Here is a 12,695-nt window from a genome sequence, read left to right as displayed (position 1 = left end):
AAGTAAAATAGATTGTAAGTTTATTAGAATTGAAGTAGAATGTGATAGATGATATCAGTTTTTGTTGTATAAACTAGGAAAAAAGAGAAATACGTCAAGACAGAATATTTTGGATTACCAAATAAATGAATTGTTCTTATTTACTAATTCTTTATCTTAAAAAGGATATGATATTTCTTAAGGAGGTACTTCATGGCTTACCTTACCTTGGTACTGTGTTTTGTGGCGTCGTTACTTATTACACCTTTAGTTAAAAAATTTGCAATTAAAATTGGTGCTACAGACAAGCCTAACTATCGTAAAGTTCATCAGAAAGTGATGCCACGTCTAGGCGGATTGGCAATTTATATTAGTTTTCTCATCGGCTGGGTTTTCTTAAGACCAAATGATGACTTAACAAACATAACGATCCCGCTTCTAATTGGCGGTTTTATTATAATAATTACTGGATTTTTCGATGACTTATTCGAACTTTCAGCTAAAATCAAATTTATTGCCCAAATTGTTGCGGCGGGTGTTGTTGTCATTGGCGGTGTCCAAGTCGATTATATTAACTTACCGTTCGGAGGCGAGCTTCATTTCGGCATACTGGCCATACCGTTAACGATCCTTTGGGTGGTCGGCATTACGAATGCTATCAATTTAATTGACGGTCTCGACGGATTAGCTGCAGGTGTTTCATCGATTGCTTTAATTACCATCTCAGGTATGGCAATTCTAAAAGGAGATCTTTTTGTAACGAGTATTGCATTAATCCTTTTAGGAAGTACACTTGGTTTCTTGTTTTATAATTTCCACCCGGCAAAAATCTTTATGGGTGATACAGGGGCATTATTTCTAGGATATATGATTGCGGTACTTTCCCTTATGGGTTTCAAGAATATCACAATGATTTCCTTGATTGTACCGGTTATTATCCTCGGAGTTCCAATTTCCGATACATTTTTTGCGATTATTCGTCGAATTAAACACAAAAAATCATTGACGGCACCGGATAAATCCCACTTGCATCACTGCTTACTTGAAGTAGGATTTTCGCATAGACAAACGGTTTTACTCATCTATGCAATGGCTGCATGCTGTGGATTATCTGCTTTTATTTTCTCGATGGCTACGTCGTGGGGCGCGATCTTTATGGTTGCAATCCTATTGCTAGCTGTTGAAATTATTGTTGAAAAGACAGGTTTGATCGGAAAAGAATATCAGCCGTTATTACGCTTAATTAACTCAAAAAATAATGAAATGAAAGATCGTTAATAGAAAAGAGGTTACCTAAAAGGATTTGACCTCACATTCTATAAACTGTTTATAATTGTTAAGGAGTCTGCCCCTATAGTTTAGGACAGACTCTTTCTTTCGCACAAAAAAATGGCCAAATCCATTAGGAGATGGCCATTTAATTATTCTTCTTTCGTTTCTTCAGCATAGGCATTGACGCTCGAGTTGCTTGTTAGACCTAAATGCATCTTAAGTACATCTTGCAACTCTACTATTTTATCTTCATCGAGTTTGAAGACATATGCGCCATTTTCTCTGCTATCCTCTCCTTCAAGCTGAAGGTTTTCAATGGCTAGGTTATTACCAGCAGTTGCATACTCAACAAATGCCTTCATTTCTGAAAAAGTTAAATTTGTTTTCATGTTACCGCCGACTGCATCAATAATATCAGGATATTTCGTAACGGCGTTAACTGTTGTTGCTTTTTTTATTATGGCTTGAATAATCTCTTGTTGACGTTGACCTCGATAAAGATCACTATCCTGCTTACGTGTACGTGCTAGTGCTAAAGCTTCTTCTCCATCTAGCATCTGCAATCCTGGTTGAAGTTGAATAGCATCATGTTTGTCTGCTGAGTTTTTCTCATGTAATTCGTATGGGACATCAACTTCTATTCCATTTAGCGCATTTACAACGTCAATGAATGCGTAGAAGTTCATACGAACATAGTAATCGACTGGAATATCAAGAAGATGCTCAACCGTTTCGACGGTGACTTGAGGACCACCATATGCATGTGCGTGGGTAATTTTTGTATACTGGTCTTTTTTTGGAACATAAACATATGAATCACGTGGAATGCTTACTAGTTTAATAGATTTATCTTTCTTGTTAAATGTAGCAAGGATTAAGGCATCAGATCTTGCTGAATCCTTGTAATTCCTCGATTCGCTATCATCCACACCAATAAATAGAATGGATGTATTGTCTACCTTTGGATTGACCTTCGCTTCACGTTTAGAGGAGAGGCCAATTGACTCAAAAGACTTATCAAGAGTAGAAGCGGCTTTATTGTACAAATATGCGCCATAGGCAGTGCCAGTGATAGTTAGTAATAAAATTGGAACCAAGAACCATGCAACAAGCTTTTTACGCTTCCGCTTGCGCCTTCTTTTGGTAACCCTGTATAAGCGTTGGTTTGACATATTACTTTCTCCTTCGTGGGTAGTATCCAGACTGAAGTATATCTAGGAAACTATACTCTACAACATTCTACAATTTTTTTACTGTTTCGTAAATTGAATTATAGCAGGAAATAGGAAGGGATTAAAAAATAAAGTGTTATTTTTCTCGCTCAAGGTACAGCTGTTCCCCTTCTTCCATCCGGCTCTGGCCATTGGTCAATTCTGTCATCCAAGACATAAATGACTCTTTGCCAGTCTCTTCTACATATGTTTCAATCATTACATTCTCAAGATAATGAATTTCCTTTACTTCATAAATAGACGAACGGAGCTCATTTTCCAGTTTACCAAGCCATGTATAGTCAATATATGTGCCAATGACCCGCATAAGCTTTCTTTCGACAACTCCAGTTGCATCAATTCCTTCAGATGTTGATTTACTATAGGCACGAATCAAACCGCCTGCGCCAAGCTTGATTCCGCCAAAATAACGAGTAACAACGACTGTGGTGTCTTTTAGGCCCTTTTTCTTCAATACTTCAAGAATAGGAACTCCAGCTGTACCACTTGGTTCACCATCGTCAAGTGCCTTCTGGATTTGATCATGCTCACCGATTAAATAGGCAGAACAGTTATGTGTAGCATCTTTGTGCAATTTCTTAATATGTTGAATGAAGGCTTGAGCTTCTTCTTCTGATTCGGTACGCGCAATATGAGAAATGAAGCGGGATTTTTCAATGATGATTTCATGTTCCCCGTTTCCTTTTACAGTAAGGTAGGATTGTAGCATAATAGCTCCTTTCTTTGCTAAAAAATAGTCGCTTGTTTTTCCTTCATTATAAGGCTTTCGCCATGAGGCTGCAATTTTCGGTGGGCAGATGATTGCATAATAATATGAAGGAAGTCGTTCCTTTTTCTTAAAAGTCATGGGATAGTAAGGTATGTAAAGAAACTTTAATATTAGGCCGTTTTCTTCATGGTATAATAAGGTCTAATGTTCTATAGCTTTTTCTATATCTAGATAATAAGGATATGCTTAAAAGAATATTATGTATGAAAAAGCAAGCTTGGATTTTTTTAAGGCAAGATTTTGGTGTTTAAAGCTTAGAGCTGCAAGGGTTTCTGTTACAATGCCTTATCCGGCTATCCTATTTTTAGGTATAATGGAGTCATTCATGGTTTGCTTCTATTGTATAGGATGGATTAGGATAATAGATATAGTAAATCGGTGTATTTCTTTGTTACAATGGGGAAGTCAAAATGGCTTCGAGCTACAAGAACGCATATAGGATCAGAATAATATTGCGTGCTTAATGATCGATCCTTCATAGTAACTGGTGGTGTTTTAACGCCATTTAGGTTTTGCATGACAATCGACCTTGGTAATTACTACTAAGTATTAGATACCCATTATTCAATGAAGTGAAAGTCTGTCAATTGGCGTTATAGTATAGGATAAACCAACCAAAAGGCTGGATGTAATCGGAGGAATCTAAATGTCCTTGAAAAAAATGGATGTAAAAGCTTTGGACATGATAGTTGAAACGATGATCACGACTGTTGGAGACAGCAAAGTTGAGATATTTGAAATACAAGAGCAATGCCTTCGTGATTTTGAAGAGATAACGAAGGAGCTTGAAGAAGTGAAGATCCAGGTTGCGATCGTGATAGAAGAATGCGATATTCTCGAAAAAAAAGCCCGATTATCAAGAAAGCGTCTTTCAGAAGTGAGCGAGTATTTCAATGATTTTTCTGAACAACAAGTTCGTGATGCTTATGAGGTTGCACATAAGCTTCAAGCGGATTTACAGGTGAACAGTCAAATTGAGAAACAATTGCGGCTGCGTAGGGATGATTTAGAAAGAAGGTTGCGGGGGCTTGAACAGACGATTGATCGGGCCGAGCATCTTGTTTCACAAATTTCAGTTGTCTTAAATTACTTAACGAGTGATTTGAAACAAGTGGCTCCAGCGCTTGAAGATGCGCAACGTAAACAGGACTTTGGCTTAAAAATCATTGAGGCTCAGGAAGAAGAGCGTAAGAAGCTTTCCCGTGAAATTCATGATGGACCGGCACAGATGCTGGCAAACGTCATGATGCGATCCGATTTAATTGACCGTATTTATCGGGAAAGAGGCGGCGACGAGGCCATCATCGAAATTCGAAACTTGAAGGTGATGGTTAGAAATGCACTGTATGAGGTGCGCCGAATTATTTATGATTTACGTCCAATGGCACTTGATGATTTAGGGTTAATACCTACCCTAAGAAAATACCTACAAACGACTGAAGACTACAACCACGGTATACAAATGACGTTTATAAACTTAGGCGAAGAAAAAAGACTGCAATCTGATATGGAAGTCGCGCTATTTCGTCTCGTGCAAGAATCCATTCAAAATGCGTTGAAGCATGCGAAACCGAAAAGCATTCAAGTCAAGCTATCGATGACGAAAGAAATGGTCATCGTTATGGTGAGGGATGATGGAATTGGCTTCGATTCTAATGTTCAAAAAGCAGGCTCATTTGGATTAATGGGGATGAAGGAACGTGTCGAGCTGTTGGAAGGTGAAATGACGATTGATTCGCATCAAGGAATAGGGACACTCGTATCAGTAAAGGTGCCATTGAATGATCGTATAGAATACTAAACTTAGATATGGTAAGAGAACAAAGGGGGAACCACGATTGAAAACAAGTATTGTCATTATAGACGACCATCAGCTTTTTCGTGAAGGCGTAAAAAAAATCCTGGAATTTGAATCTGCATTTGATGTAGTTGCAGAAGGGGATGACGGTTGTGAAGCGATGAATTTAGTAGAAACGCACCGCCCAGATGTGGTGATCATGGATATTAATATGCCACAAGTAAGCGGCGTGGAGGCAACTAAATTACTCATTGAGCGCTATCCAGATGTGAAGATTATCATTCTATCAATTCATGATGATGAAAATTATGTCACCCATGCACTTCAGACTGGGGCACAAGGGTATTTGTTAAAAGAAATGGACGCAGATGCTTTAGTAGAAGCGGTGAAAGTAGTGGCAGATGGCGGATCGTACCTACATCCGAAAGTTACTCACAATCTAGTGAAAGAATATCGTCGAATTGCTATTGAGCAGATGACAGAGAGAGAATCTTCCCTATATATTCCTGAAATTAGAAAACCACTTCATTTATTAACGCGTCGGGAATGTGAAGTGCTTCAGCTTCTAGCAGATGGCCAAAGTAACCGTGGAATAGGTGAAACACTATTTATCAGTGAAAAAACTGTGAAAAACCACGTCAGCAATATTTTGCAAAAAATGAATGTCAATGACCGTACACAAGCTGTCATTTCAGCGATTAAAAACGGTTGGGTTGAAGTGAAGTAAAGTAATGATTGGATGTCCACAGCTGAAATGTTGGAGGAAACCAAAGGAAATCGTCTAGCTTAATCGATGTTACAACGATTAAGACTGGGCGATTTTTGCTTGGGGGGGTTCAGACAGGACAAAAGAAAGAACCTATTACGTCTAATTGAGGTCCCGCGATTCGAAATCTGACTTTCACGCGCGGGGAATTATGTCTCGCAATCCAAATCCAAGGGCTCACGATCTAGACTTAAAATTGCAGGGCCACATTTGTTTTGACGACTTTCTGTTAAAGGTAACACAACATTATAATGCGAGCAGAGACGGTATCGTATAAAGTGAAACTTCAATTAGTGGGTTTTTCTTCATCGCCCACTGATTGTTAGTCCCGTTCTACTGTCGCTAAGATCTTCGCTACCACTTCGATCAATCGACAGTACGAACCCGATTGGTTCAACTAAACCGCTGAAGATCACAGCGGTAAGTTTCACTGTATCTCACCAATCGGACTTTTCCGCTACCTCGATTCCTCTAAGCCTTGAGGTAGGAGCTTTACTGCGCGTTAATGCGGGATAAAACGGTAATTAAGTATAAACGAGAATAATGAAATAAGGATGGTAATGTTTTATGAAAACGGCAGTTGTTACGGACAGTACCGCATATATCCCAGAACTAATACGTAAACAATTTCATATACATATGGTTCCGCTTCACGTAGTGATTGGTAACGAGGCGTATCGTGAAGAAATTGATATAACGGCGGATGATTTTTACAATGTAGTCAAAACGGAGGACAAGCTCCCGACAACCTCTCAGCCACCAACAGGTTTATTTATCGAGAAATATGAGCAATTAGCGAAAGAGTATGATGCAGTCGTGAGTATCCATTTATCGAGCGGAATTAGCGGAACGTATCAAGGCGCGATTAGTGCAGGAGATATGGTTGAGGGTCTGGATGTGTACGCTTTTGACTCTGAAATCAGCTGCTATGTACAAGGTTTCTATGTGCTCGAAGCAGCTAAGATGGCCTTAGATGGAAAAAGTCCAGACGAGATTCTTGCCCGATTGAAAGTTATCAAGGAATCAGTACGCTCCTATTTTATGGTGGATGATTTGGCACAATTACAGCGTGGCGGACGTTTAAGCAGTGCACAGGCATTGATTGGCAGTCTTCTTCAAGTCAAACCAATCCTTCATTTCTCAGACAAAGTAATCGTTCCTTTTGAAAAAATCCGCACTCGGAAAAAAGCTATGAAGCGAATCTCAGATTTACTTGGTCAAGATTTGGCTCAAGGTGGTACGTTTAAAGCAGTGATTATCCATGCAAAACGTGAAGAAGAAGCGAAAGAATGGAAAAAGGAACTCGAAGCGTTATATCCAAATGTTGAATTCGATATAAGCTATTTTGGACCAGTTATTGGCACACATCTTGGTGAAGGATCGATGGCGATGGGTTGGTATAAGGTATAAGAACGTCTTACCTCTGTTGGGGTGGGCGTTTTTTGTTGGTTCAATTTGGCTTGAAAATCTAGCTCCGGCATGAAAAGAGCTCATTCCGGCACGTAAATCTTGAATCTGGCACGAAAAGAGCTCACTCCGGCACGTAAATCTTGAATGCGGCATGAAAAGAGCTCACTCTGGCCCGTAAATATCAAATCTGGCACGAAAAGAGCTCACTCTGGCCCGTACATCTCATTTTTCAGTTTGTAATCTTGATCTACGGTACAGGGAGCTCAGGTTTTCCGCGTGAAATAGGCTTGGGACCGGACTCTTTTTTTCATATTGCTATAACTTTGCATAAATCAGTCATAATTATGAGTAATCGAATGAATATCTTTTGAAAAAAATGTCATCTAGTTCATTTTAGTGGTTTAATTCTTGATATTCGTAGAGTTATATCGAACTACGTTATTACATCTTAGCTAGTACGAAAGGATTACTCGTAAAATTGAGTGGGTATTCTGTCTTATTGGTAGTGGCCATGGTATAATTTCGATATATCAATAGATATGTAAGATTTACCATTCTAGAAAATAGCAAACTTCATCGAAAGGGGAGGACGCAAAGCCGTGGGTCTAAAGTCACTTGTGGACAAGGATCGCCAGGTTGCCAAAAGGAAAAGGATATCTAAATAAATAGGACACACTAAATTGTCATAATAGTTTATTAATAGAGTGAGAGACTATCTGAAATAAGTACAGGTATAGCTGGACTCTGTTTTTTTTTTGCTCAAATGAATTTGAAACTAACTTTAAAAGGTACAGAAAAGGAGTAGGAATCATGGGATTACGTAATGCTGCAATCGGTAGGAAACTGTTCGTACTAATACTTATTTCTTTCATCATCTTTGGTGTGATTGGTGGTACTGGATTCTATAATTTGAATCAAATGGATAAAAAATCAGATCAAATGTATTGGGATGCTCTGCTTCCTGTGAAATGGCAAAGTCAAATTCGCATAAATACAAGGGCGATTGATAATAGTACACTCGAGTTGTTGCTTACATCCAATACAAAAGAGATACAGGTATTAAAAGATCAAATTGACGCGTTAAAGAAGGATAATGAAACGTTGATACAGGCGTTAGATAAAAGTCTTTTATCTGAAATTGAGGTGGAACAACTTTCTCAATTTAAGACCGAGTATCAGAGATATTTGAATGAGGTAGAGAATGTATTTAAATTGGCACTTGCAGGTGATAAGGGTGTAGCGTATACAGAATACAAGCAAGACGTACAGCCTGCACGTGAAAAGTCCAATTCATTAATGAATGAAATAGGCGTGTATTTGGAGAAATATGCGGATGACCTAGTTAAAAGCAATACAGCAAGCGCTCAAGATAGTAAGAATTTTATTATCATTATCGTTATTCTTACTATTTTGATAAAAGGTGTGGTTGGATTTATTATTACTCGGATGATCGTCAATCCGGTTAAAGAAATGCAGACACTTATGGAAAGTGCGGAAAATGGCGATTTAACCGTTGAAGGAAGCTATCGCTCCAAAGATGAGATCGGCCAATTAACGCTTTCTTTTAATAAGATGATATTGAAGTTACGAGAGTTGATGACGCAGGTGAATATCACTTCTGAACAAGTAGCTGCTGCCTCTGAAGAATTGACAGCAAGTTCAGAAGAGTCAAGTAAAGCGAGTGAGCAAATTGCAAACACCATTCAGGAAGTGGCACAAGGAGCAGAACAGCAGGTGAGAAGCACAGAAGAGAGTTCGAAGGTCGTACAAGAAATGGCGTTAAGTATTCAACAGATTGCTTCTCATGGCCAAGGTATATCTGCCAATTCGGTCGATACTTCACAAAAAGCCGTGGAAGGGAATGAAGCGATTCAAACGACGATCGAACAAATGAATTCAATTAATCTGACAGTTACGCAATTAGCACAAATTGTAAAAGGATTAGGTGAACGTTCAAAAGAGATTGGCAATATCATAGAAGTGATCACAAATATTGCCTCGCAGACGAATCTACTCGCATTAAATGCTGCGATCGAATCGGCAAGAGCAGGTGAACATGGCAGAGGGTTTGCTGTAGTAGCGGATGAAGTACGCAAACTAGCCGAACAATCTGCTGAATCGGCTCAGAGCATTTCTGGCCTTATTACATTAATCCAAGATGAGACAAACCTTGCTGTTCAATCAATGGAACAAACAACTAGCAAAGTGACTGATGGCATTGGCGTAGTGAATAAAGCGGGGGAATCTTTTGCGCAAATTCGCTATTCTATTGATGAGATATCGGCGCAATTACAGGAAGTATCTGCTGCTTCCCAACAGCTTTCAGCAGGGTCTGAACAAGTCCTCCAATCAGAAAAAATATTAGCTGAAATTGCCGAGGAAGCGGCATCAGGCACACAAAATGTAGCAGCCGCGACGGAGGAACAATTGGCATCGATGGAAGAAATCACATCATCCGCAGCCACGCTCTCTCTCATGGCTGAAGAATTACAAGCGCAAATTGGGAGATTTAAAGTGTAATAAAAATTCTTTATCAAGGCTGCCTTAAAGGGTCTGACTTCACACTCTATACAGCGTTTATTGTGTTATATAAACAGTATATTGTAGATGTGGGTCAGACCCTTTTGTTATAGGGCAGCCTCGATTTTGCTTATCTTACAGAATTATTCAGTTCAAAAGTGTGGTATTATTAACAAATAAAAACATAAAAGGTAGATTCTATTTGTTGTGATACGTATGATAATAACGTTGTAGGAACGTAAAGCCAAGATTAAACTGTTTTTTCATGGAAATCGACATATATCTTTATTGAAAATCGTATGTCCACCTTTTTGGGGGACCTTTTTTGTGGTGATCATTAATGAGATGCAGAATGAGAGGGATTATTGAAATGGAAGAGTCTTTTCAAAGGAAAACCAGGGGAACTAGCATGAATTCAATGACCAGGGAGGAAGACTTTCATTCTCTCATTATCGATCACCTGAATGCGGTTATCAAATTGGACGTCAGTGGGAATCTACTAATCTATAACGAAGCATTTGCCCAGCAGTTTGGCTATACGGAACAAGACTTCGATGGACCATTTTTAGATAGTTTTATACAAGATTATACATATGAACAAAAACAATATTTCGAAGAAGCTCTCTTAGGTCAAACAAATAGGTTCAATTGCTTAGTCCTTTGCAAGAATGGTAACACTCGCTATACGAATGTTACCCTTGTTCCGATCGCTACACCTGATGGCGTGGAAGTGTATGGGATTATAAAAAATATTTCGGATCTAAAGGAACAGGAAAAAGAGTTTTATCTGTCAAAAGAAAGCTTTAATACCATTGAAGAAATCGGCAATATGGGCAGTTTCCATTACGATATGATGAGCAATAAGACGTATTGCTCGAAACAAAAACGTTTGATTCTAGGCATTAGCGAAGAGGAAAACTTTTCGCCAACATATCGGCAAATTCTAGAGTTTGTCCATCCAGATGATCATCCGAAACTTGAACGGGCCTTCGGGCAAAGTTTATTAAACAATGGCAGTGCTCATTTTGAATGTAGAGTTGTGAGAAGAGATCACGCCATTCGTCATGTATATGTGCAAATAGAAGTCCTTTTTGGAGAAAAGGGTCTTCCGGTTCGTGTAATCGGGTTCATTCAAGATATTACGAACAGTAAGCATACTGAGTCCAAGCTTACGGAAAAAGAACAGCAGTTTTCCAAAGTTTATAATAATCTTGATGTAGGGGTTTGGTCTGTTAATATGCAGACTGGACAATTTATCCTTTATTCGCAAGGGATTGAACAAATCTGCGGCTATTTGGCAGATGATATGAAGTATAATACTTCATGGTCAACGATCATTCATCCTGAGGATTGGCAACAATATATGGATTTACACGATGAGTTAGCAAAAGGAAACACCGTTCGTCATCAATACCGTATCATTCATAAGAACGGTGATATTAAATGGATTCAAGATTATATGATTCCTACTTTAGATGATAGCGGAGTGTTTATTCAATTAGACGGTCTCATTACTGATATGACAGAGCAACATCTGTTACATGAAAAAGTGAAGCATATTTCTTATCATGATCATTTAACACAACTGCCAAATCGAAGACAATTTAATGATAAAATACAACGACTTGCTAGTGAGTACGCGAATAGCGACAAAAGATTTGCTGTCATGATTATTGATATTGATCATTTTAAATATATCAATGATACAATCGGCTACCCAAGTGGTGATGAATTATTATGTCAAATTTCTACTCGTCTTGCTTCACTCGTACCAGCAAATGATATGCTTGCACGTCTCGGAGGCGATGAATTTGGTGTTTTAGTCGCTGACTTGGAATCGGTTGAATCACTTGAAAGAATTCCTAATCAAATCATCGACGGTTTACTTGAACCATTTTTGATAAATGGCTATGAATTATATGTCACTGTAAAGATCGGAATTAGTATTTTCCCGGATAATGGTATAGATAGCTCAGACTTATTAAGCAATGCTGATATTGCGTTAAACAAAGCGGAGAAACAAGGGGAAAGTAAGTATTATATTATCTCTCGATCAAGCAGCATCGAGTCTTATAAATCGTATAGCTTAGGACGAGATTTAAGAAAGGCATTGGAAAATAACGAGATGACGCTGCATTATCAGCCTCGGGTCGATAGTAGCACCGGTGAAATGCTGAGTGCTGAAGCGCTGATTCGTTGGAACCATCCAGAGTGGGGACGCATATCACCGATGGAATTCCTGCCAATTGCCGAAGAAAACGGCTTAATTGTCCATATCGATGATTGGGTCTTGAGAGAAGTATGTAACCAGGTAAGGGAATGGAAAGAAGAACAACTATCAACGGTGCCGATTTCGATTAATATTTCCGCTGTCCATTTTATGAAAGAAGATTGGCTGCACACAATAGAGAAAACGATTCAAGAAGCTGGTATTCATCCACAAGATATCGAATTTGAATTGACCGAAAGCTCTTGTTTGAACAATAAAGAAGCGGCGAAAAACACGATGAATGCATTAAAGAAAATGGGAATCACTATCTCGCTAGATGACTTTGGTACAGGTTATTCTTCTCTTGCTTATTTAACTCAATTTCCGTTTGATGTGATAAAAATTGATAAATCGTTCATTCAAAATATGATCCATAGTGATCAAGATATGTTTATCGCAAAGTCAATTATTTATTTAGCAAAAGGATTGCAAATAAAGGTAGTCGCAGAAGGAGTCGAAACGCTCCAGCAATTAAACATCCTTAAAAAAGAAGAATGCCATCAAATTCAAGGGTATTTATTTAGTCGTCCGGTTCCAAATGAAGAATTTAAAACACTTTTGCAACAAAGAATCCTCCAACCGAATTAATGGAAAGAGCCAGACCCCGCAATAATTTTATACTGTATAAAATTGTTGCGGGGTCTGGCTCTTCTGATTTTGGGGAACCCCCATTTTTTGCA

8 protein-coding genes and 1 riboswitch are annotated in these 12,695 nt (G+C 38.6%); of the genes, 6 read left to right on the top strand and 2 right to left on the bottom strand.

Going from position 1 to position 12,695, the window contains the following annotated elements; translation table 11 throughout:
* The first annotated feature begins 192 nt into the window (after window positions 1–192).
* Window positions 193–1,257 carry a glycosyltransferase family 4 protein gene (locus AC1MGI_RS03405; protein WP_480348537.1) on the top strand — a complete coding sequence of 355 codons (1,065 nt, stop codon included), beginning with the start codon at window positions 193–195 and terminating at the stop codon, window positions 1,255–1,257.
* A gap of 143 nt (window positions 1,258–1,400) precedes the next feature.
* On the opposite strand, the gene AC1MGI_RS03400 is transcribed toward AC1MGI_RS03405, so the two are convergent.
* Together AC1MGI_RS03400 and AC1MGI_RS03395 are read right to left on the bottom strand one after the other, a co-directional pair.
* Window positions 1,401–2,423 carry an LCP family protein gene (locus tag AC1MGI_RS03400; protein WP_480348535.1) on the bottom strand — a complete coding sequence of 341 codons (1,023 nt, stop codon included), beginning with the start codon at window positions 2,421–2,423 and terminating at the stop codon, window positions 1,401–1,403.
* A gap of 136 nt (window positions 2,424–2,559) precedes the next feature.
* Window positions 2,560–3,192 (bottom strand): YigZ family protein, encoded by a 633-nt coding sequence (locus tag AC1MGI_RS03395; protein WP_480348533.1) that lies wholly within the window; start codon window positions 3,190–3,192, stop codon window positions 2,560–2,562.
* Window positions 3,193–3,898: 706 nt separating this feature from the next.
* On the opposite strand from AC1MGI_RS03395, the gene AC1MGI_RS03390 reads away from it, so the two are divergent.
* The 5 genes from AC1MGI_RS03390 (at window position 3,899) to AC1MGI_RS03370 (ending at window position 12,603) form a co-directional block, all read left to right on the top strand.
* Window positions 3,899–5,053 (top strand): sensor histidine kinase, encoded by a 1,155-nt coding sequence (locus AC1MGI_RS03390; protein ID WP_480348532.1) that lies wholly within the window; start codon window positions 3,899–3,901, stop codon window positions 5,051–5,053.
* 37 nt (window positions 5,054–5,090) lie between these two features.
* On the top strand, window positions 5,091–5,777 hold the full coding sequence (locus AC1MGI_RS03385; RefSeq protein WP_403075818.1) for a response regulator: 687 nt from the start codon (window positions 5,091–5,093) through the stop codon (window positions 5,775–5,777).
* A 606-nt stretch (window positions 5,778–6,383) separates the two neighbouring features.
* Window positions 6,384–7,226, top strand: a complete 843-nt coding sequence (locus AC1MGI_RS03380; protein ID WP_480348530.1) for a DegV family protein — start codon at window positions 6,384–6,386, stop codon at window positions 7,224–7,226.
* A gap of 555 nt (window positions 7,227–7,781) precedes the next feature.
* Window positions 7,782–7,870: riboswitch (cyclic di-GMP riboswitch) on the top strand.
* Window positions 7,871–8,036: 166 nt separating this feature from the next.
* Window positions 8,037–9,746 (top strand): methyl-accepting chemotaxis protein, encoded by a 1,710-nt coding sequence (locus AC1MGI_RS03375; protein ID WP_480348528.1) that lies wholly within the window; start codon window positions 8,037–8,039, stop codon window positions 9,744–9,746.
* Window positions 9,747–10,155: 409 nt separating this feature from the next.
* On the top strand, window positions 10,156–12,603 hold the full coding sequence (locus AC1MGI_RS03370; RefSeq protein ID WP_480348526.1) for an EAL domain-containing protein: 2,448 nt from the start codon (window positions 10,156–10,158) through the stop codon (window positions 12,601–12,603).
* The last annotated feature ends 92 nt before the right edge of the window (window positions 12,604–12,695 follow it).

The sequence above is a fragment of the Peribacillus sp. BM1 genome (assembly GCF_056679975.1).
This window is presented reverse-complemented; position numbering and strand designations above follow the sequence as displayed.

Coding starts and splice junctions, on each gene's coding strand:
- AC1MGI_RS03390 (WP_480348532.1), top strand. CDS start 3,899: ATGTCCTTGAAAAAAATGGATGTAAAAGCTTTGGACATGATAGTTGAA.
- AC1MGI_RS03375 (WP_480348528.1), top strand. CDS start 8,037: ATGGGATTACGTAATGCTGCAATCGGTAGGAAACTGTTCGTACTAATA.
- AC1MGI_RS03370 (WP_480348526.1), top strand. CDS start 10,156: ATGAATTCAATGACCAGGGAGGAAGACTTTCATTCTCTCATTATCGAT.
- AC1MGI_RS03405 (WP_480348537.1), top strand. CDS start 193: ATGGCTTACCTTACCTTGGTACTGTGTTTTGTGGCGTCGTTACTTATT.
- AC1MGI_RS03380 (WP_480348530.1), top strand. CDS start 6,384: ATGAAAACGGCAGTTGTTACGGACAGTACCGCATATATCCCAGAACTA.
- AC1MGI_RS03395 (WP_480348533.1), bottom strand. CDS start 3,192: ATGCTACAATCCTACCTTACTGTAAAAGGAAACGGGGAACATGAAATC.
- AC1MGI_RS03400 (WP_480348535.1), bottom strand. CDS start 2,423: ATGTCAAACCAACGCTTATACAGGGTTACCAAAAGAAGGCGCAAGCGG.